The organism is Undibacterium cyanobacteriorum (assembly GCF_031326225.1).
Classification (GTDB): domain Bacteria; phylum Pseudomonadota; class Gammaproteobacteria; order Burkholderiales; family Burkholderiaceae_D; genus Undibacterium; species Undibacterium cyanobacteriorum.
Window position 1 is genome coordinate 1547080 of sequence record NZ_CP133720.1, and the last position, 22522, is coordinate 1569601.

The 22522-nt window shown below is 48.5% G+C and carries 14 protein-coding genes; 7 read left to right on the forward strand and 7 right to left on the reverse strand.

Features of this window, described 5'->3' with window-relative positions; genetic code table 11:
- Window positions 1-26: 26 nt before the first annotated feature.
- Complete coding sequence (locus RF679_RS06385) at window positions 27-2330, reverse strand: TonB-dependent receptor (RefSeq protein WP_309483385.1); 2304 nt, start codon at window positions 2328-2330, stop codon at window positions 27-29.
- Window positions 2331-2594: 264 nt separating this feature from the next.
- Window positions 2595-2978 carry a hypothetical protein gene (locus RF679_RS06390; protein WP_309483386.1) on the reverse strand — a complete coding sequence of 128 codons (384 nt, stop codon included), beginning with the start codon at window positions 2976-2978 and terminating at the stop codon, window positions 2595-2597.
- Between the two features lie 167 nt (window positions 2979-3145).
- Between RF679_RS06390 and RF679_RS06395 the strand changes: the two genes are divergently transcribed.
- Window positions 3146-3604 (forward strand): CreA family protein, encoded by a 459-nt coding sequence (locus RF679_RS06395; RefSeq protein WP_309483977.1) that lies wholly within the window; start codon window positions 3146-3148, stop codon window positions 3602-3604.
- 246 nt (window positions 3605-3850) lie between these two features.
- Window positions 3851-4714, forward strand: a complete 864-nt coding sequence (locus RF679_RS06400) for an HDOD domain-containing protein (protein WP_309483387.1) — start codon at window positions 3851-3853, stop codon at window positions 4712-4714.
- A gap of 106 nt (window positions 4715-4820) precedes the next feature.
- Here the strand turns inward: RF679_RS06400 and RF679_RS06405 are convergent, their stop codons facing one another.
- Both RF679_RS06405 and dacB read right to left on the reverse strand, forming a co-directional pair.
- Window positions 4821-5015, reverse strand: coding sequence for a hypothetical protein (locus RF679_RS06405; RefSeq protein WP_309483388.1), 195 nt, complete (start codon window positions 5013-5015; stop codon window positions 4821-4823).
- 265 nt (window positions 5016-5280) lie between these two features.
- Window positions 5281-6720 carry a D-alanyl-D-alanine carboxypeptidase/D-alanyl-D-alanine endopeptidase gene (dacB, locus tag RF679_RS06410; protein WP_309483389.1) on the reverse strand — a complete coding sequence of 480 codons (1440 nt, stop codon included), beginning with the start codon at window positions 6718-6720 and terminating at the stop codon, window positions 5281-5283.
- Between the two features lie 404 nt (window positions 6721-7124).
- On the opposite strand from dacB, the gene RF679_RS06415 reads away from it, so the two are divergent.
- From RF679_RS06415 to RF679_RS06430, 4 genes are all read left to right on the forward strand, one after another.
- The gene (locus tag RF679_RS06415) at window positions 7125-8858 is read left to right on the forward strand and encodes a M1 family metallopeptidase (protein WP_309483390.1); all 1734 of its coding nucleotides are present in this window, start codon (window positions 7125-7127) and stop codon (window positions 8856-8858) included.
- A 283-nt stretch (window positions 8859-9141) separates the two neighbouring features.
- Window positions 9142-12630: a response regulator gene (locus RF679_RS06420; RefSeq protein ID WP_309483391.1), complete on the forward strand. Its 3489-nt coding sequence runs from the start codon at window positions 9142-9144 to the stop codon at window positions 12628-12630.
- Between the two features lie 130 nt (window positions 12631-12760).
- Window positions 12761-14722, forward strand: coding sequence for a peptidase U32 family protein (locus RF679_RS06425; RefSeq protein ID WP_309483392.1), 1962 nt, complete (start codon window positions 12761-12763; stop codon window positions 14720-14722).
- A gap of 171 nt (window positions 14723-14893) precedes the next feature.
- A complete protein-coding gene (locus RF679_RS06430) occupies window positions 14894-15421 on the forward strand; it encodes an REP-associated tyrosine transposase (RefSeq protein WP_309483393.1) in 528 nt (175 codons plus the stop codon).
- A 412-nt stretch (window positions 15422-15833) separates the two neighbouring features.
- Here the strand turns inward: RF679_RS06430 and RF679_RS06435 are convergent, their stop codons facing one another.
- The 3 genes from RF679_RS06435 to waaA all read right to left on the reverse strand — a co-directional run bounded on the left by RF679_RS06435 (window position 15834) and on the right by waaA (window position 20463).
- Window positions 15834-18026, reverse strand: a complete 2193-nt coding sequence (locus RF679_RS06435; protein ID WP_309483394.1) for a S9 family peptidase — start codon at window positions 18024-18026, stop codon at window positions 15834-15836.
- A gap of 151 nt (window positions 18027-18177) precedes the next feature.
- A complete protein-coding gene (locus RF679_RS06440) occupies window positions 18178-19164 on the reverse strand; it encodes a DUF2785 domain-containing protein (protein ID WP_309483395.1) in 987 nt (328 codons plus the stop codon).
- Between the two features lie 24 nt (window positions 19165-19188).
- Window positions 19189-20463: a lipid IV(A) 3-deoxy-D-manno-octulosonic acid transferase gene (gene waaA, locus RF679_RS06445; protein WP_309483396.1), complete on the reverse strand. Its 1275-nt coding sequence runs from the start codon at window positions 20461-20463 to the stop codon at window positions 19189-19191.
- A gap of 315 nt (window positions 20464-20778) precedes the next feature.
- Here waaA and RF679_RS06450 point away from each other — a divergent pair, with 315 nt between their 5' ends.
- Window positions 20779-22437: an AMP-binding protein gene (locus RF679_RS06450; protein ID WP_309483397.1), complete on the forward strand. Its 1659-nt coding sequence runs from the start codon at window positions 20779-20781 to the stop codon at window positions 22435-22437.
- Window positions 22438-22522 lie beyond the last annotated feature (85 nt).

Sequence of the window (22522 nt, forward strand, 5' to 3'; positions counted from 1 at the left end):
GGCACCAGACTCTTTTAAACGATCGATTAATAGTCGAACTTCAATTCCGCAACTAAGCTACGCTGCGTGTATGGGTGGAAAGCCCAATATTTTTTGTTATTGAGATTGTTAATCCCGACCGCTGCAGTCCATTGCTTGTCGATCTTGTAGCGCACGCGTAAATCTGCCACCAGGAAGCTGGAAAAGCCTAAATAGGTGAATGCATTGACATCGCTATTGTCGAGGGAGCCATATTGGCGACCGCTGTAACGAATGCCCAAAGTCGTCGATAATTGTTCATCGACGCGGTAGCTCGCCACAAAGTTAGCGCGCCATTTTGGTACCCGTGGCTGCCATTTACCGACACTCTTCACAAACTTATCATTCTTAGTGATGATGGAGTCGGCATAAGTCATGCTTGAAGCAAGATCCAAACCTGGCACGAACACATCACTCGCTTGGTAGGCGATTTCTAAGCCATTGGTGCGAATTTTGTCAACGTTTTGGATATTCGTGATATTTGGTGTCACCAAGGTATTCGTTTGTGAATACAGTGCATCGCTTGTATCTTCATGGAAGAAGGTTGTGCGCAACAAGCCTTTGCCATTGTCTAAAGATTGTTCCGCACTCCACTCGCTAGTCCAGGATTTTTCTGCTTTCAGATTAGGGTCGTTATTGACGATGGTTTGTGTTGATACGGTGCCTTGATACAACTCAGAAACCGTAGGATTACGCACCGCGCGACCGATCGATGCTTTCAACGTGAGATCATCGTTGGCGCGATATGCCAATGCTGCTTTAGGTGAGAATGCATTTTCATCGCGTTTTACAAACGGCAAAGTCGTCGTCGCATTAGACAATGCGCCGTCATGTGCTGACCACTGTTCGAAACGGCCGCCGATGATGGTTTTCCAGTCGGAGTTGATACGCCAAGCATCTTGTGCATAGAAGCTTGAGAGTTCGGAGTTACCTTGGAAAGCTGAGAAGCGTGTGCTTGCTGGGCCATTGATCCAATCTGTGGTGTTGGATACCAAGGTGCGCAATTTGTAGGCATCACGTTGGTAACCAAACTCTACTGTGTGCTCGGTGTTAGGACGCCAGATTCCTTTGAGTGCCAAGGTGTTCCAACCTGTGCCGCTGCCATCGGTGATGCGTCCAGCGCCACCTGTGTCGGCCGCAGGAATGGCGACTGTTGGTGCACGAGCGATGTCTTTTTGATAGTCATATAAGCTTGCTGCGACTTCCCAATCAAATTCACCCTTGGTATTGCTTTTTACGCTCAAGCCATGGGTCACATGTTGCAAATCATTTTTGCTATTGGCGATATCGGTTGGGTTAATCGTGAACTTGCGTCCTGCGATATTGACGTCGCCGCTATACACCGCTGCACCACTCGCATCGCGTAAATAGCTATCAGCTGTGCTATTCATATCATTGCGCCAAATACCATAGGTGTAGCTCGCACGCACGGTCGGCGTGATTTCATAAGCGAGTTTAATTTTGGCGTGATCTTGAATAGTGTGATACTGGGTGGTGGCGCCGATTAGCCACCAGTCCAAACCTTGTGGATTACGGCCTGCCACTGCGCCGGTAACCGGCTTGCCCGCCGTACTTACCGTACCTGCCGACAATAATTTGTTGGTAAATACCAGCGGATGACTATCGCTGTCCATGCGATTCACATTGACCCACCAGGAAAAGGCACCTTGTTTGTTACCAAGGCTGGCGCTCAGTTGATGACCGCTATAGCGCTTATCCGTGGCGACTTCTTGGAAGTTTTCAGTGAAGCCGGCAAGTTTGACATGGCCCTCAAATTTTTCTGGCATGCGAGTGACATAGTCGACGACCGCGCCGACCGAGTTGCCCGCGTAGGCAGCAGAGAACGGGCCATATAAAACGTCAACGCGTTGAATTTCTTCTGGCGTTACCAAGCCCCAACGTGGTGTAAAGCCCGCACCATTGCCTAACAGATTCGATAACAAAATGCCGTCGGCATACACCATAGAGCGTGCGCTATTACCGGTGCCTGAAGCACGTGTTGCTAATACAGCGTGGTTGTAGTCGCCATCGTAACGCTTACGCACTAACAGGCTAGGCAAGTATTTCAAAGCGTCTTCTGCATCGAGTGCATTGATTGTGGTTTCAATCGCTTTAGCATTGATGCCTTCGATTGTCGTAGGGATTTCAGTTGGTAGGGTAGTCGGCTTATCGCCTTTGATGATGACGCGTTCAGCTTTCGCTTTTTGCGGATCTTGATCGTTATTATTCTCGCTAGCAAAGGCTGGAAATGCTGTGGACAGTGCGATGATTAGAGCAGTGCGACGTAAAGTTTGGGGTGTAGAAGTTTTCATATGGTTCTCATTGTTGTCGTGGACGAAACATTTAATCAAGCGCTTAATCTTCATCGAGACTACCCTTCATATTTCGGTGGGAAGCGATAAATGGAGATGAAAAGGCTATAAATTTTTTGATAGATGCCTGATCAAAGCGCGGTTCGAAGAAGCAAAGACGCGAGTTCGCGTGCTAAAACATGAGTTCTTTGTGGAAGCGAATGATCAGAAATGGGAGCGATCCCAAACATCAAGCCTCAATACAAAATTGAGGCGAATTTAGTATCAGATGGCGTTGAGAGCGGGTGGCCCGCGAGGTGGAAGTGGTGCTGAAACAATGGCGGCTAAACGCGCCGAAGGAATGCTTTGTGTGGCGTAGGAAAGCGCATGCACTGGAGGTGCAGCGTCGATTTGCGGCAAGCTTGGTGTAATTGCGCTGGGCATACAGAAAGAGCAATCGAGTGTATGACTGCTCGTTTTGCCATCGACGATTTTGCCTGAGGCCGTGACGAATTTAACGCCGGTGCTGGTACAAATCATCGAAATGCCTTCACCATTCAAACTATTAATCACTGGCGCAGCAGTAGCGATACCGAGCGTTAATCCGTAGAGGAATAACACCGCGATAATCAGGCGACGTGATAGTTTAGATGGAGAAAATGCTTTCATGAGGCGAGATTCTAACACCGCAGCGCACAATGTGGAAAGATAGCGCCATTTGACCGATGTTAAGACCAAGCGAAATGATTAGGCTATGCTGTTTTAAAATTCAGCGATTCAAATTCAGTAATTCGTTCTTAAGGATAATAGATATGCGACTCAAAAAGACGATCGTCATGATGATGCTAATGGGCTTTGGTTTATTCGGAGCCAATGCTCAAGCACAAAAAGTCGGCAGCGTTGACACAGCTTTTATTTTGATTGGCCCAGACCATAAAATCGTCGTCGAAGCCTACGATGATCCTAAAGTGAAGGGTGTGACCTGTTATGTGTCGCGTGCAAAAACGGGCGGCATTAAAGGTGGATTAGGACTGGCCGAAGACAAAGCAGAAGCCTCGATCGCATGTCGCCAAGTAGGACCGATTAGTTTTGAAAAACCGATCAAACAGCAAGAGGAAGTCTTCAATCAAAGCTTATCGATTCTCTTCAAAAAATTACGGATCGTGCGTATGGTGGATGCAGAGCGTAATACTTTGGTCTATTTGACTTACTCTGACAAATTGATTGATGGCTCACCGCAAAATAGCGTGACAGCGGTACCGGTTGATCGTGCCATTCCGATTCCTTTGAAGTAATACTGAGTTAGGGCGGGCATCGTCTAGAGCATTTTTCTGAGTGTTGAAATAACAAATAAATGAACTAAAAGTTAATTCTAAGGCGAGGGATTAATTGATTTCCGTGTGGAAATAATGTCTAATATCAGATGTTTCTAAGTCGTCAGTACGAAGCCTTTTTGCTCGTCATGCTATTAAATTAATTGATCCAAGAGATGGCGTGAGAATGCTGGTTCACGTGCATCTTCACTTTTTAACTTTTTGCTCATGATTCAACAAGTTCAGCAAGTGGTGGCCGATAAGAAGTCGCTCGATAACTTGGTCAGCACTATTCGGATTCCACCTCGGCCCAGTTTATTGGTCGAGATGCAGAAGGAATTAAACAAGGACGATCCGAATCCGCGCCATTTGGCACGAATTATTGCTAATGACGTGTCGATGGCTGCCTCGCTGATGAAGCTGGCGAATTCTTCATTCTTTGGCTTGCGTTTGAAAGCACAATCGGTTGACCATGCGGTGGATTTACTTGGCATGCGTCAAACCGAGATGGTGATGACGGGCATTATCGCGCGTCAGACTTTCGCGACACAGGCGACGACCATGCGGAAGTTTTGGGATATTTCTTCGAAACGCGCGCAGGCACTCAGCTCCATGGTGCGACGCGTGCCTGTAGTAAGTTCAGACGTTGCTCATACTTTCGGTTTGTTTTGCGATATCGGCGTTCCGATCTTGATTGATCGATTTCCGAGCTACGCTGAGACATGGAAAAAAGCGAATGCTTCGTTCGATCGCGGTTTGACGGAGATTGAAGATGAATTTCACAGCACCAACCATGCATCGATTGGGTCTTTGATGGCACGTACTTGGGGTTTGCCAGAACAAGTCTCGACCGCAATTCTGCTGCATCATGATTACAGCAGTTTAGAAGACACCGCGACGGAAGAATCTATCCGTGGCTTGGTTGCACTGACGGCCTTAGCTGAGTATGCGATCCATAAGTACGAAGGTCAGGAAAATTCAGCGGAGTGGTACAAGGCTGGCGAATCGGTTCGGCAATTTCTCGGAATCGGTGTGCACGATGCTGAAGATTGGGTGGATGAACTGCAGGACCTGTTTAATCTTCCCCACTGAACCATTCAATTCATTTCAATTCATTTCAACTTATTTCAACTCATTTCATGGGCTAGCTGCAAAGCAATAGCCTTTTTCGTTCTGTTCAACCACGGTTCGATAGGTGCTAGCGTTTGCTGCCAAGAGCTCGTGCAGGCAGCATCACAATAGCACGCAATAATTCGAAGACGCCATCAACAGCGATGCCGACTAAACGGAAGGGCAAGCAGATAAGCCATACCAGCGGATAGAGTACGAGCGCCAACAAGGCTAAAGGCCAGCAAACGATCAGCAATAAAATCCATAGCAGAAAGCTTAACATTGCATTTCCCTTAAAAAAGCACGACGCCGATCAAAACCAAGCAGAGTGCCGAAACCAAGGCACTGACGAGCGCCAAATCCCAATAAATGGTGCGGTCAATATTCATTTTGTCACCTCTTCATCGTTGGTGTATTGCTTTGAACTAAGCAAATTAAGATAGGGTGACTTTAATCATCAGGCGACCTACACGCGAGCCATTTGCGACGAAATGACAAAAAAAGGGGATGAAATTGCAGATGGCGCTATGCTTGTCCGGCGCTAGCGTTTATTCATTTTCTTGGCCGCTTGCAATCCACTCAATGATTTCATCGAGTACTGGACGACCACGACCCGCGCTGGCGTCGGCTGTGTTGATAAAAGCAACAACAATCCAATCGACCTGCTGCTTATCGCGCACATAGCCAGCAACTGCTAGAGAGTTCTTGAGGGTGCCCGTTTTGATGCGAGCGCGAGCCTCAGCAGTGCTGCTCTTCAAGCGATTTTTCATGGTGCCATCGACCGCCGCGATGGGCAAGCTCGCGGCGAATTCTGGATACCACATACTGCTGGCGGCGATTTTTAAAACGCTCGCCATTTGATTGGCACTGATGCGTTCAATGCGCGATAGTCCGGCACCATTGTCGAACACGATGCCCTCGGAACTGAGGCCATTTTGTGCAAACCAATTTTTGATTTCTGCAAAGGCTGCTTGTTTTGTCTCGGGAAAATTTCGTGCGGCCAGCGATTCTGCACCGATGGTCAAGTACACAATGCGCGCCATTGCGTTATCGGAATTCTTGTTGATAATACGTAGCGTATCAGCCAAGGTTTCCGAAGATCTCTCGTGTATTACATTGGCGTTTATCGGTGTTGCTCCTTCAAACACTTTGCCTTGCCAGCTTCCTCCCAACTCTTTCCACAAAGCGCTAAATTGACTCGCGATGTAGGCATTGCGCTCGACCAGGTTGAGGTAGGTCGAAGCTTGGCAATTCTTCGGAAAACTTCCACTCAGCGTCATTTCGATTTGTGCTTGCTCATTAATACGAGTGGTCGGTGTTTGCCAAAGTGATTTCCACTCACTGCAGGGCTTGTTATTCAAGCTTAGTTGATTTCGAATGACCAGATTGTCGTGGGGAGTGAGGAGTTGAACATTGACGCCAGCCTCGTTCGCACGTTCTTTGTTGTCATTTGAAATCGCCAAACCCGTGATGTTGCTATGCAGGAGCAAGGCGTCCGGAATGACGTTGTAATAGGACTCTGGATTCTCATCGAATGCAGGGGCACCTAATTCAGGGCGAGTTGGTTGAAAATAATTTCGATCAAGTATTAAGTCTCCTTGGATCTCCTGCAGACCGAGTTGGCGTAAAGCCCGTAACATCAAGGAAAATTTATCAAACGTGAGGTTGGGGTCGCCGCCACCACGCAGATATAAATTGCCTTTGAGTACGCCGTTTTGAATCGGTGCATCGCTCAGAAATTGAGTCTTCCATTTGAATTGTGGGCCGAGTTTGTCGAGTGCCACGAAGCTGGTGATCAACTTGATGCTAGAACCAGGGGTAAAGGAGCGATCTGCTTGATGACTCAACACGGCGCGTTCGCCAGCGACGGGCATGATCACAACACTAAGTGATGTTGCTGGTAAATCTGATTTTTTGAGTTGTAACTCGACCGCACGCGGTAGCTGAAACGTATCGGCAGCTGCAGGTAAGGTTGTAATGGAGATCAAACAACAGATCAGTATTCGTAGCCATTTCGGTGAAATGTTTTGTGCAGTGCGCTTGTGGAAGGCAAATGTGGACATGGAATGCGTTTGATGAGCCAGTATGTTGATCAGTACGATGCAAGGACAGATAAGAGTATGCCATGGACTGCGCTGCATTGGCAGTGCGTGCGACGGAGTGAATGAGTGAGGCAATCAAAAATGGAAAGCTTGGGCTTGGAACTCCTACAGCACTTTTGTGGTCTGAGTTCTGATTTTTAAAAGAACTGCGACTTGCCCGGCGGCTTCTCGCAGTGACATGCTATCAGTGACAGATTATAGTGCTCAGGTTCCGTGACGCTGTGCTGCCAATCAATTGCTTGGTTTTAACTTTTTTGATCCGGACTCGTAAAACTTTTGAAGGTATTTTCATGAAAACTCAGTTCCCTCGTAATCAAATGATGCTCTCGCTCGCGATGGCTCTCGCAAGTGGAGGTGTACAAGCACAGTCTGCTGACCAAACCTTGCCGTCGCCGTCTCAACCAACTGCGTTTACCATGAGTTCGGGAACAGAGAGAACCCAAGAGCAATTGGCGGTTATTTTCGAGCATGCCGATTTGAGCTTGAAAATCGATCCTGCGACGCGCAGTATCACGGGCAAAGCCATTTTGAAATTCAAGGCTAAGTCAAATTTGACGCGCTTGGTGGTTGAACTCGATAAGAATCTTCCTATCGATGCGGTGCGTGTCAATGCTGTTGATATTCCGATGTCGGCCGTGAGCAATCCCGAGGGGCGATTAAGCGTTCAATTGCCGCAGACCTTGAAAACTGGCGAGGTGGCAGATCTCGAGATCCGTTATCACGGCGTGCCTCGCATTGCCCAGCGTGCGCCTTGGGATGGCGGTTTCGTTTGGACTAAAACACCGACTGGCGAGCCATGGATTGCTTCGGCCGTACAAGGGGAAGGCTGCGACCTATTTTGGCCATGTATTGATCACCCCATGGGCAAACCAAATGCGATGAGTTTGCATTTTTCTGTGCCCGCTCCATTGGTCGTCGCCGCTAATGGCATCAGTAAAGGCATGGAAGAAAAAGACGGCTGGCGCACCTATCATTGGCTGGCTCGTATGCCTAGTACCTACGGGATCTCAATCAATGTTGGCCCCTATTCACTCATGGAAGGACAGTATAAAAGTCGGTTTGGGAATACGATTCCCTTGAAGATGTGGTATTTGCCAGCCAATAAAGCCAAAGCGGAAGGCCTATTTGCAGAGTTTGCACCGATGCTCGACTTTTTCGAAAGCCGAATTGGACCTTATCCCTTTGGTGATGAAAAAATGGGTGTGGTTGAGACACCGCATTTAGGTATGGAGCATCAAACTGTGAATGCCTACGGTAACGAGTTTATTAAATCACCCCATGGTTACGATTGGTTGCTGCATCATGAGTTTTCGCATGAATGGTTTGGCAATCAATTGACGAATGAGAATTGGGATGACTTCTGGTTGCATGAAGGCTTTGGGTCATATATGCAACCTTTGTATTTGCAATACTTGCGCGGTGAACGGGATTATCAGGTTGGTTTATTCGAACAGCGCAATCGCATCGTCAATAAATTCCCCGTGGTGACCGGCCATTCTATGAGTGAACATGAGGTCTCGAATGGACCTGGTAATGATGTGTACTTCAAAGGGTCTTTAATGCTACACACCCTTCGTTCACAGATTGGCGATGAACTATTTTTCAAATCGATTCGCCAGTTGGTATATGGCCGTGATGACCCCAAACCTGGCAACTTCCAGCCGCGTTATAGCACGACCAAAGAGTACATCAGCATTGTTAATAAACTCACTGGTAAAGATTGGTCTTGGTTCTTCAAATCCTATTTGATGAACCCGTCATTGCCAAAATTGGTGAGCACGCGCGAAGCGCATCGTTTGCTTTTGCAATGGCAGGTTGCTGATGGCACCGAATTTCCTTTGCCAGTGGAAGTCAGCGTGAATGGCAAAGTACACAGAGTGGCAATGAAGCAAGGGAAGGGCGAGTTGTCATTACCAGTCAATGTGGTTTATACCATCGATCCAGGTTCAAAAATTCTACGTGACGAAGCGCGCATCGAGGAGTGGCGCAGCGATGTCATAGCGCGTCGTAAATCCAGCAAATAGAAAGTAGAGCGGATATCGATATTGGAATTAAGCGCATACGCGATGTATGCGCTTTTTTTTGATAAGACATGCTCAAGGCACCTCTGAATGTTGTTTTGAAGAGCAAGAACTAAGTTTTGATTCTTCTGATTATTCTGATAAAACAAACTATTAACTCGCACTTAATTCCGACGCAGATGTAACAAATATTGCCTAAAAGCAAAAATATTGATTGACACTAAGCACTTCCGGAAAGATACTGAAATATCACTGGAATCCTTGCTGTTCCTCATAGTGTCGCGCCGTGAAAACATTTCGCCTTAAACTATTTTTACCACTCGCAGTGGGCTTGTTGGTTCTATTGCCCGCTCTGTTGATCACGTGGTTTTCCTATCGCTCGGCTCAGCGCACAGCGGTTGAGGCCGCGCATGGTGTGATGATACAAGCGAGCTTGCGTGCCAGCGATGCGGCAGATAATGATTTGGCAGAGCCCAGCCGTTTGATGGATTTTTTCTCGAGCTATGGTGATGCCGTCGGCGGTGAACCCGATCCGCGTAATTTCACCTCCATGGATCGCTTCGAGGAAGTAGCTTGGGGCGCCATGCGAGGCATGCGCCTTGTTAAATTCGTTTCCTATGCGCCGATCAGTGGCGGTTATCGGGCAATCGATGTCTATGAGGATGATGCCCTGCCACAGGTTTTGGTGCAAAACCCTAACGAAGCACGTCGCACGCATTATCGAAGCACGAAACCGCTTGATCGTCGCCAAAATGACGGTACTGATAGAACCGAATACATTCCGCAGCAACGGCCGTGGTTTGCCGCCGCCTTAGCTGCCGCGGACAAAGATGGGCGCGGCGTCGATCGACGTGCTTGGACGGACGTGTATCCATCGTTCTCCCGCAATCAATTACAAATCGGCCACACCATTGTGGTTCGCAACGAAAAGCGTGAGATCGCCGGTGTGCTTGCACTCGATGTGGCATTTCGCTCTTTGAGTGAATCCCTGCAAAATCTGCAAATTAGTCCGAATGCGATTGCCTTTATTGTAGATAAGAATGGTGCGATCGTTGCCTCATCGACTAAAGAAGATATTGTTGGATCGATTGAGGTTCCGCGCATCTTGGCGGAGAACGCGAATACTTCTCTGATTCGCGATGCGATGCGCAATCTTCCCGAAGCAATGCGTCTTTCGCGCAAGGATGCCGATCTCCTCGCATCAAAAAAGTTATCTAACAAACCTAGTCAAGATAAGCGGTGCCCGCCCCAGAGTGCCTGCGTCAACTTCGATTTTATGCAGGGCGATCAATTGATCTTGGCCCATGCTTTACGTTTGAATCAGAGCGGCGTAAATAGCAATAATAGTCGACGTGCCGATGTCAATTTTCCTGATTGGCGTTTGGTGATCGCAGCTCCAGCAGAGGATTTTAGTTATGTGATTCGTGAACGTAGTCAGCGCACGGTTGCCTTGGCGATTGCGCTTGCTGCAGTGGCTTCTGTTTTTGCGATTTGGTTCGCGCGCCGTTTGAATTCGAGCATTAGTGCGATCGCGGCGGCTACTGTGCGGCTCGGACAGGGAAACTTGGAACGAGATTTTCTGAAGACCAATTTCGCTGAGTTCCGTCAAATCAGTAATGAATTGGAAAATACCGCAGAGGTTTTGCAGCAAGCACGTAATGATCTTCTCGCACAAAATGCATTGTTAGAAGAGCGGGTCTCAGAGCGCACCAAAGATCTTGAGCATCAAACCGAACAAGCTCTGCAAGCGGCGAATGCAAAAGCTGCATTCTTGGCGACCATGAGCCATGAGATTCGGACGCCTATGAATGGCGTGATCGGTATGACGGATCTTTTGAGCGGCACTGAGCTCAGTGCCGAGCAACGTGATTATGTCGATACGATACGAAGCTCTGGCGATGCGCTACTGACGATTATCAATGACATTCTTGATTTCTCTAAGATCGAATCAGGAAAAATGAGCTTAGAGCGCGAACCACTCTCAGTGCAAACCGTGATCGAAGAAAGCTTCGCATTGGTTGCAGGTAGCGCCAACCAAAAAGATTTAGAGCTTCTGTACGAGATCGAGGATGCTGTGCCACATTTGATCCTTGGTGATGTCACGAGAGTGCGGCAGATTGTCTTGAATTTGGTGAGTAACGCCGTGAAGTTCACCGAACGTGGTGAGGTCATGGTCAGCGTGAAAATGCAAGAACGCCCTAGAGGTAGTCAACTGTTGATTGAGGTGCGTGATTCTGGCATCGGCATTCCTGAGGATAGAATTGACAGTTTATTTGCAGCGTTCACGCAGATTGATGCTGCAACCACGCGTAAATATGGTGGCACCGGATTGGGGCTCGCTATCAGCAAGCGACTCGCTGGTTTAATGGGTGGGGATATTGAGTTACGTAGCGAGTTGGGTAGAGGCAGTTGCTTTACGGTGAGCATTGATGCACATCCGGTCAGCGAGCAAGAAAGTCAAATCACTCTGAGTAGCGAAGCTTTGAGCGCGAAGGCTGTGCTGTTAATCGATGATCATGCGGAAGCATTGCGCATTTACCGTCAACGCTTAGAGTCATGGGGCATGCAGGTGCAGAGCGTGCAGACGATGCCGCAACTGGATGAGGTGCTACAAGCCGGGCATGACTTTGATGTGGTGATGATCGATTCTCATATGCCAGCCATCGATGGCATCGTATTGGGGAAACGTCTCAAGCAAACTACGCAGTTGCAAAATACGCCCTTCATTATGTGCGGTAAACATATTGATAGTCGGGAACAATCGACGCAAGATGTGTTTGATCATTATTTGTTGAAACCCGTTAAAGAGCAGGGTTTATTAGATGCTTTGCGAGCCTTGCTGATCGATACAGACGATACCGAGCCTAGTCCAAGCACGAATGCAAGCACCGTGGGCATGCAAAGCTTAGGACAGAAGTTCCCGCAAAAAATGTTGATCGTTGATGATAATCCGACCAATCGTAAAGTGGCGAGCATGATGTTGGAGCGGCTCGGATATCAGGCACGTACCGTCAACGATGGACGTGAAGCAGTCGACGCTGTGATGGCAGCTGAGTCCGCGCGGATGGGCTATGACATCGTGTGGATGGACCTTCATATGCCGAACTTGGATGGCTTGGATGCCACCAAGATTATTCGTCGGGCCGCCATCACGCAGCCAAGTATTATTGCAATGACGGCAGCGGCCATGCATGGTGATCGTGAAATGTGCTTGCAGGCCGGGATGGATGACTACGTCAGCAAACCACTTGAGGCAAGTCAATTGCAACGGGCCTTAGAAGCCCATCTGAAACGACGTGGTATTGATCTCAAGACGGAAGAAACTAAAGAAGAAACGAAAGAAGAAATTTCGGCGGCAAGGGCAGAGAAAGAGGATGGACTAGCGGAGCCAGCGACGCTTTCTCTGTATTTTGATCCGAATCGCTTCATGGCATTTTGTGAGGGCAACCCTAGCTATCGCACGACATTTATCGGTTTGATCAAGAATATGATTGCCAAAGGTGAGTCGCAATACCTTCAAGGGCGGGAAGCATGGAGTGCCGGCAACATCGATGAAGCGGCACGCGCTTTTCACACGATGCGCGGTTCATTGGGAACATTGGGAGCGACAGCTTTTGTTGGTGTTTCGCGCGAATTGGAAGGCGCATTGAAGGCGAATGATGCGCAAACGGAGGAAGGGCAGCAGAGGGTAGAAAAGTTATTTCTCGAAATCAAACAAGTGCTCGACTTAACCATTTCCGAGGCGCAAGCTTGGCTCAATCAGCAAGTTGATTGAATCTGCATCACTATTTGCATTGAATGGCTTCAGGATTGCCAATCATGCATCACTCGGGAGTCCCTCAGAAAACGCGCAGCAGGCCTGCGGTATAATCGCGCTTTTAAGATTTTCCTAGAGCTGGTCTGCTATGAGCTTGCGTAAGAACGAAATTGAATTATTGTCACCTGCGAAAACGGTGGAAATCGGTCGTGAGGCGATATTGCATGGCGCTGATGCCGTGTATATCGGAGGTCCTTCGTTTGGCGCGCGCCATAATGCCAGCAATGAAGTGAGTGAAATCGCCAAATTAGTCGAATTCGCACATCGCTACCATGCCCGCATTTTCGTGACATTGAATACGATCTTGCATGACAGCGAGCTGGAGCCCGCGCGCAAATTGATTCACGAGTTTTATGATGCAGGCGTCGATGCCTTGATCGTGCAAGACATGGGCATCATGGAACTCGATATTCCGCCGATTCAAATCCATGCGAGTACCCAGTGTGATATTCGTACGCCAGCCAAGGCGCAGTTTTTGGGCGCCTCCGGTTTTTCGCAATTAGTGTTGGCACGTGAGCTGACTTTGGAACAAATCCGCGCAGTAAAAGCAGCGACCGAAACGCCGCTCGAATACTTTGTGCATGGCGCTTTGTGCGTGGCATTTTCTGGCCAATGCTATATCTCGCACGCCAAAGATGGCCGTAGCGCTAATCGTGGCGATTGCTCACAAGCTTGTCGTTTGCCATACACCTTGAGTGATAGCCAAGGGCGCGTGGTGGCCTATGATAAGCATTTGCTGTCGATGAAAGACAATGATCAAAGCGCGAACTTGGAAGCGTTGATTGATGCCGGTATTCAATCCTTGAAGATTGAAGGGCGCTACAAAGACATGGGCTATGTGAAAAATATCACGGCGCATTATCGTTTATTGCTCGATGAGATTTTAAAGCGTCGACCTGAATATTTCCGAGCATCGAGTGGTCAATCGCAAATCACGTTCACGCCCAATGTCGATAAGACTTTTCACCGCGGTCATACGACTTACTTCGCCAATGGTCGTCTTGAGAATATCGGCGCCTTTGATTCCCCCAAATTCGTTGGCCTACATATTGGCTATGTCACGCAATTGGGTAAGGATTGGTTCGAACTCGAAACCAATGATGATTTGGCCAATGGCGACGGTTTAAATTACATGCAAAAACGCGAAGTCGTGGGTTTGCAAGCCAATGTGGTCGAGCGTAAAGGACAAAACGAAAACGGAACCATTTGGCGTGTATTCCCGAATGAGCGTATGTCGGAGCTGGCGAGCCTCAAAGTCGGTATGTCGGTACATCGTAATCGCGACCAGCAATGGGAAATGGCATTAACCAAGAAATCAGCTGATCGTAAATTGGGCTTGTGGATGAAGCTCACTGAAACTGGTAATGGCTTGCAATTAGACTTAAACGACGCTGATGGCGTTGCGAGTTCAGTGCAGGTGAGTTTGCAACTCGAGCCTGCTCAGCAAGCTGAGAAAGCCTATGCAGCGATTCAAGAAGCCTTGGCGAAGTTAGGCAATACCATGTTCTACGCAGAGCAAATTGATGTGAAGTTGTCACAAGCGTGGTTTATTCCAACTTCAGTGATGAATGGTCTACGTCGTGATGCAGTGGCTGCACACGAGCAAGCACGTGTGCAACAGTGGCAGCGTCCCCTACGGACTGCCGAGCAAGAACCGCCAGCGGTTTATCCAGAAACCAGCTTGAGCTATTTGGCCAATGTGTACAACGAAAAAGCACGCGCCTTTTATCAACGTCATGGTGTGCAATTAATTGCTGCGGCGTATGAGGCGCATGAAGAGCCAGGTGAAGTGCCATTGATGATTACCAAGCATTGCTTGCGGTTCTCGTTTAATCTCTGCCCTAAGCAAGCCAAAGGCGTGACTGGCGTGCAAGGGCAAGTCCGCGCCGAGCCGATGACGCTGGTCAGCGGCGATGAAAAATTCACGCTGAAGTTCGATTGCAAGCCCTGCGAAATGCATGTCATGGGCAGCATGAAACCACACATCTTCAAGTCAGCGCCACCAAGCACCGTGGAAATTCCTATGGTGTTTCATAAAACGCGACCGTAGGTTGGCGCTGAGCAAAGCGAAGCCCAACGTCAATCATCAAACAGCACCGGACGCGGGGCTTTGCAGCCCAGGTTACAAAATAACGTAACACAAAAAAAGTAATCTATTTTATTATCAATAAGAATATAAAATAAATTACTTTTATGGCTTGGGCTATTTGCGGAGGGAGAAATGAAATATCGTCGGGTGAAACAGAAAGGCGGTACCTACTTCTTTACTTTGGTATTAGCTGACCGATCGAGCCGACTGTTGCTAACAAATATCGAGTATCTTCGAGAAGCTATTCGCAAGGCAAAAGAAAAGCATCCTTTCGATATTCTCGCCATCGTTATTTTGCCGGATCACTTGCATACGATTTGGCAATTACCTGAGGGCGATTCTGACTATGCGATGCGGTGGTCACTCATCAAAGCATCATTTACCCGCTCAATTCCAAGAGGCGAAACAATTAGCCAGAGTCGAAGCAAAAAACGCGAACGCGGCATTTGGCAGCGTCGATATTGGGAACATCTCATCGTGGACGAAATTGATTTGGAAAACCACATGAACTACATTCACTTTAATCCTGTAAAACATGGACATGTGTTACGAGCCTCCGATTGGCCATTTTCATCAATTCATCGAGAGATCTCGCGTGGAAACATTCTCCCCGATTGGTCGTACCTTGCAAGCGATGAGGGGTTGCAAATAAACGAGTAAAAGAAAGAAATCAATCATGTGTTGAGTTGTAGGTTGGCGCTGAGCAAAGCGAAGCCCAACATCGATGATCAACCAGCATCGGACGTTGGGCTTTTCAGCCCAACCTACACGTTATGTCTCATGAATATTCAATCGGACTCCTCGACGTAGGTTGGCGCTGAGCAAAGCGAAGCCCAACATCAATGATCAACCAGCACCGGACGTTGGGCTTACCAGCCCAACCTACACGTTATGTCTCATGAATATTCAATCGGACTTCTCGACGTAGGTTGGCGCTGAGCAAAGCGAAGCCCAACATCAATGATCAACCAGCACCGGACGTTGGGCTTACCAGCGCAACCTACGGAATACGACAATAAAAAAACCGACGCACTTAGGCGTCGGTTTTTTTGTTTCTACTTCACAGCAAGTTTTACAGATTCTCTTGCAAGAACTTCCATTTCGCTTTTTGCAAAGACCAATTCAACCAAGGATCCACCACGCCATGACCTTGTGCTGGGTAGAGTTGCAAGCTGTATTCCTTATTACCCTTGGCCAGTTCATCGATGAACATGATGGTGTTTTGTGGATGCACGTTATCGTCCATGGTGCCATGCATAATCAAAATTTTGCCACTCAAATTCTTCGCTGCTTTCAAAGAAGAACCTTTGTCGTAACCTTCTTGATTATCTTTCGGTAAGCCCATGTAGCGTTCCGTGTAAATGCTGTCGTACAAACGCCAATCAGTCACTGGGGCACCGACGAAGCCGACTTTCCAGGCCTTGGTGTGCGTCATCGCGTAAGATGTGAAATAACCACCATAGCTCCACCCGTTCAATGCAATGCGATCCATGTCGGCGAAGCCTTGCTGGCGCAACCAATCCAAACCATCTAGCTGATCTTGTAATTCGAGTTGACCTAGCTTCTTGTGAATCGGCCATGCACTAGAAACGCCTTTGTTGCTGGCGCTTTGATTATCCATGACCCACACGATGTAACCTTGTTGCGCGAGGAAATGGTAATACAGGTTCGTGCTCCATTGATCACGTACTTGCGGTGCCATCGGACCTGCATACAAGTGTTGGTAGACCGGATATTTTTTCGTGGCATCGAAATTCGGTGGCAAGAACAAAACGCTTTCCATCAAGAAGCCATTGCGTGATTTCACTTGCTGATGCTTCATGGTTGCCAATTGCAGCTCTTTGTACTTTGCTGGCAAACCATGATCATCCACCAATTTCACTTGCGCGCCTGCATCGGTGAACAACGCTTGTTTTGGTGTTTGCGTCATGCTCGACCAAGTATCGAGGAAGTGTGTGAAGGTTTTGTTCCAACGCACCATGTGCGTACCTTTTTCTTCGGTCAAGCGCTTCATTTCGCTGCCGTCGAGTTTGATGCTGTACTCGTCGTTGCCAATCGGGTTGCGTTCATTGGCGGCGAACAGGACTCGACCTTTGGCTTCATCGACGCCATGCACTGCGCGGACATCCCAATCACCTTGGGTAATGGCGTTGACCAATTGGAAGTCTTTGTTGTAGCGATAGATGTGGTGGTGGCCGGTGCGGCTGGATTCCCACAGGAAGCCGCCATCCTTTAAGAAATGCGGTAATGGCAAACGTTCGGTCCATGCTGGGCTAGTTTCTTTCACCACGGCTTGGCTCATGTATTTGGCGTCATAGATGCGCAAATCCAACCAGGTCTGTACGCGGTCTTGCCATGAGGCCATCAAACGGCCATCCGGTGTCCAATCAACTTGGACGATCAAAGTTTCTTTGCCAGGATAAGGATCGTGTGTCCACGTGACTTTGCCTTTGAGATCAACCACGCCGAGTTTGGTGATTGGGTTTGGATCACCGGCTTTTGGATAACGCGTGCGATCTGTCTTGACAGGCTGCGCGTGGTCACCTGACAAAGTGTAAACCGGCACTTTAGTTTCGTCGAAGCTTAAGAACGCTAACTTTTTGGAGTCAGGTGCCCAACGGAAGGCACGGAAGTCACCGCGACCATAGACTTCTTCTTGATACACCCAATCCAAACGACCATTGAAGACGGTTTCGCTACCACCGGTTGTCAAGCGTGTTTCTTTTGCCGTGGCGACATCTGTCACGTACATGTCGTTGCCTTTGAGGTAGGCTACTTGCTTATTGTCTGGAGAGAGCAGCGCCTCGTCTTCTTTTTGTTCTGGTGTATGTGTTAATTCGCGAGCTTTATTCGCCCCGAGGTCGAGCAACCAGATATCGTTTTTATAGGTGAAGATATAGGCTTTGTTTTCCGGTTTGATGCGAGCGCCGAGTTGATCTGCCAACTTCGCAGCCTCTTTTTCATCAATCTTCGCGGCTTTGAGGATGGCCAAAATATTGCCGTCCGCTGTTAAAGCAGTTTTTTCCCAAGTCGTTGGATTCACCACGAACAGCTCAGCTACACCTTTATTGACTTTTGATTCGATCAAGCGATTTTGATTGTCCCAAGATAAACGTGTGAGTGGTGCGGAATTGAAATTGACGCGCTCATTTGGATGATAAAGCATTTCCAAAGTCAATTTGCCATCGCCAGCATAGGCATTGGCGGCGATACCGGTCACGATCGTGGTGGCGATCAGACTTAGATTAAAAGTGTGTTTCAACATGGTTCCTCCAAATATTTTTTCTTAGGCGTAAAGAAGATCAAAATTTAATTCTTGTTTGGGATTTATGCAAAACAGGCGCTGGCGTTGTTGCGTTCGCCGAACTACCTCTATCCTACAAAATGCAGACGTCTTAAGACTGCGGCGACGCGTATTAGTTCAATTTTTTGAGGCTAGAAACGATTAGGGGCTGCAACTTTTCTTTGATTCTTTCTTGTTTGCTTTCATGCACATTGACATACAAAGCTTGCAAGAAGGCCTTGAGATTGTGCCGTCTTGCTAAACTCGCTTGCGTGTTCATCGGTGCGGCATTGGTGGATCCTTGTATTAATTTTTCAAACCACGCCTGCCATGCTGCATCGTCGAGCGGTGACCGTAATGCGAGAAAAAATACCGGGGCCATCATGCGTTCAGGCTCGCCAAAGATGTAGAAGTGCTGTTCATTGTTGATTTGCGTGGCAAGTGCCTGCAAGATTACTTGATGCTGTTCCGCCTTGAGCTGCGGATTGAGCGCCAGTTGCAACATCCAATCGGCTCCATGCGCGACACCATGACGCCAGCCTTCTTTCTCATCGAAACCACGATAATCTTTGACCCCACTGAGAAACTGCGCTGCCGCGTTGACCATGTCGCTACGCTCTTGTTCGGTCATGAAGGCTTGTAAGCGATCAACGCGCACCACTTCTGCTAAGGTCAGAGCCGCGAAGGGTTTGCTGAAGTCAGCGTTGGGCGACGCTTGAGTGTCTGCAATTTGTGTGAGAAGTTTCTGTGAAATTTTTCGGACGGTAGCTGTATCGAGTAACTTATTGCGCATCCAAAACGACAGTGCTTCAAAAGCGATTTCGTCACGTAAATGCGGGTTGGGTGAGGCTAAGCAGGATAGTAAAGCGAACGCGAGCTGTTGCCGTTTCGCGTCGACTTTAAGGTCGTGCTTTATTTCGCCTTTGATATCGCCCTTGAGTTCCCATTGTTTCTGCTTGAGCTCTTGTAAGGAAGCTTCACTATAACCAGCAGGAGGGCATGATTGGGCATAGCTTGGAGAACTCAAAGCACTGAGAATCAGGCAGCTCATTGAGAGCAAGATGTGCGGAAGACGATGCAGGGAGCTTGGTTTCAATTTATTTGTGAATTGCGCCAACATCGTCATCTCCTTCAATGGTTTGTTCTATGCAATAAATTTCGAGATCGCCTGCATGGTGCGTTGGGTGGCGCCTTGGTGTTTTAGGAAGAAGGCGTAGGCGGTTTGCCCCATACTGCGACGCAGTTCCACGTTATCGAGTAGTTTCTGTGCCTGCTTCAACATATCCTCGGCATGCTGTGTACGCACCGCGCAATTGGCAGCGATCGCTTGCTCGGTGATTTCCGAGAAATTGAAAGTGTGCTGCCCCGTCAAGACCGCTTTGCCCATGGCAAAGGCTTCGATCAAATTATGGCCACCAAGTTCCACCAGACTGCCGCCGACAAAGGCGAGATCACTGGCAGCATAGTACATATACATCTCGCCCATGCTATCGCCCAACAGAACTTGGGTGTTCTCAGGGATCGGTAATTCGTCGGCATCAAGGTCTAAGCTCGAGCGTCGCACGTAGCGTAATTTGTGCTGCTCGATGATCGCCGCGACCTGATCGAAACGCTGTGGATGACGTGGCGTGATGATCAATAAGGCACGTGGCAAATCGAGTTTCATATAGGCGTCAAGAATCAGCGTCTCTTCACCTTCACGGGTACTGCCGCAAATAAAAACGGGGCGATGATCGAAATAGCTTCGCAACTTAGCGCCACGTTCTGCCATGTGCGGTGGCGGAGTGACGTCGAATTTCATATTGCCAGTAATACAGAAATGCTTCACGCCCAATGTGGCGAGACGCTCGGCATCGGGGCCGGATTGCGCTGCTACGTAGTCAATCGCATCTGCCGCGGGCACGAATAAAGAGGATAAGCGTTGGGCTTTGCGGAGCGAGCGTTCTGATAAACGCGCATTGACTAGTGTGACGGGAATCTGTGCTGCTTTGCATTGCGCAATCAAATTCGGCCACACCTCGGTTTCGATGAGGATGCAAATGCTAGGCTGAAAATGGCCTAAAAAGCGCCGAATCATCCAATTGATGTCATACGGGACAAAAACTTGGGTAATGCGATCGGCCACGTTCGCAAACAAAATCTTGCCAGTGCTGCGACCTACCGGGGTCATATGGCTCAACAAGATCTCATGTTCGGGATACTGCGCAAGCAGGGCGCGAATCAAGGGCTCAGCAGCGCGTGTTTCGCCTGCCGATACTGCATGAACCCAAATGCGTTTTTTACGCTCACAAGCAGGGTAAAAGCCGAGGCGCTCTGCAATATGTTGGCGATAACCGGGTTCTTGACGACCGCGTATCCAGAGACGGAGGAGAACGAAAGGAAGGGCCAAAGACCAGGCCAAAGAGTAAACGAAGCGCATGTATTATTTTTTTAAGTCGACAGCGACAATTTTTTTGATAGGTGGTGAATATACCTTAATTTCCTGTGAAACAAGTCGAATTTGCGTGATTTGGCGTCGATTTTTGGGAATCAATTCTAGGCTTCTGTTGCTGCCATGGGCTCTTGTTGAAAATCTACTTTACCTTTAAATAGTTTAGGTTTAAAGTATTTTTGCTGATGGATGCTCGCAGTGTCAAAATTGCAAAATACAAAGATACGACAACATCAAAGCGATTTAGCGAGCCTCGATCCTAATTTCCGAAATCCAGCCCAAACCGATAGTGGAGACCATTCGATGGCTGTTCGTTTTCCTTCTTCTGCACATGTCGATACATTTGCATTTGATCATTTACCGCCGGTAGAGCAATGGCCGGAATTGATGTTTACGCTGCCGGAGTTGCAATATCCCGCGCGCTTAAATTGCGCCAATGCCTTCTTGGATGAGATGGTGGCGCGTGGCTTTGCTGACAAAGTCGCGATTCGTAGTGCTAATGCGCAGTGGACCTATGCTGAGCTCACCCACAAGGTCAATCAAATTGCCCAAGTTTTGGTGCAAGACATGGGCTTGGTGCCGGGTAATCGTGTGTTATTGCGCGGGGCGAATAACCCGATGATGGCGGCGTGTATTTTGGCGGTGTGGAAAGCCGGCTTGATCGCCGTGCCAACCATGCCCTTGTTGCGCGCCAAAGAATTAAGCGTGATTATCAATAAAGCCCAGATCAGCGCGGCTCTATGTTCTTCAGCCTTGTTTGAGGAGATGAAGTTGGCGCAGGAAATGGCGCCTGTGCTAAAGCAAATGAAATGCTTCAATGTCGACGCTAACGCTGCTGAGGATTTTGGTCATAGTGTCGATGGGCTGATGCAAAGTAAGTCGGCACAATACACTGCCGTTGATACCGATGCCGAAGATGTTTGTTTAATCAGCTTCACTTCCGGTACGACTGGCATGCCGAAAGGTACCATGCATTTTCATCGCGACGTGTTGGCGATATGTGATTGTTTTCCGCGTTCGACTTTAAAAGCACAGGAAAACGATGTATTCATAGGCACACCACCTCTGGCCTTTACCTTCGGCTTGGGCGGCTTGTTATTGTTCCCATTGCGCTTCGGTGCAACGGCGGTGTTATTGGAAAAATTGACGCCGGAAAACCTACTGAAAGCGATCGACGAATTTCAAGCGACGACCTGTTTTACCGCCCCCACTTTTTATCGGCAAATGCTGCCGTTGGTGAAGAACTTTTCCTTGAAGAGTTTGCAGAAAACCGTTTCGGCCGGCGAGGCTTTACCTGCAGCGACGCGCGAGGCTTGGCAGGCCGCGACTGGCTTGATCATGATCGATGGCATAGGCGCAACGGAGATGCTGCATATTTTTATTTCCGCGGCGGGTGCCGAAGCACGTGCTGGTGCAACCGGCAAAGCGATTCCGGGTTATCAAGCATGTGTGCTCGATGAAGAAGGTAAACCTGCACCGGTCGGCGTGATAGGGCGCTTGGCGGTGAAAGGGCCAACCGGTTGCCGTTACTTGGCCGATGAGCGACAAAAAAATTATGTTTTCCAAGGCTGGAATTTAACCGGTGACGCCTATGAAATGGATGCGGAAGGTTATTTCCATTATCGTGCCCGCACAGATGACATGATCATTACCGCAGGCTATAACGTCGCCGGACCAGAAGTGGAAGAAGTGTTGTTGAAGCATCCCGAGGTGGCGGAATGTGCCGTGGTGGGCTTGCCTGATGAAGAGCGTGGGCAAATCGTGAAAGCCTTTGTGGTATTGCGCGATAGCAGTAAGGCGCATCTCGGTGATCAGCCTAATCATGCGCTGATCAAAGAGCTGCAAGATTTCGTCAAGAATGCCGTGGCACCGTATAAATATCCAAGGGCGATCGAATTCCGCGAAGCCTTGCCGCGCACCGAAACGGGTAAAGTGCAACGGTTTAAATTAAAGCAAGTGTAGAGAGTGAATTAGGCGACGATGAACGCATCATCTGCCTGCATTGGTGAAGAAGAGCATCAAGGTATTTAGCTTGCGAATGAAGAAA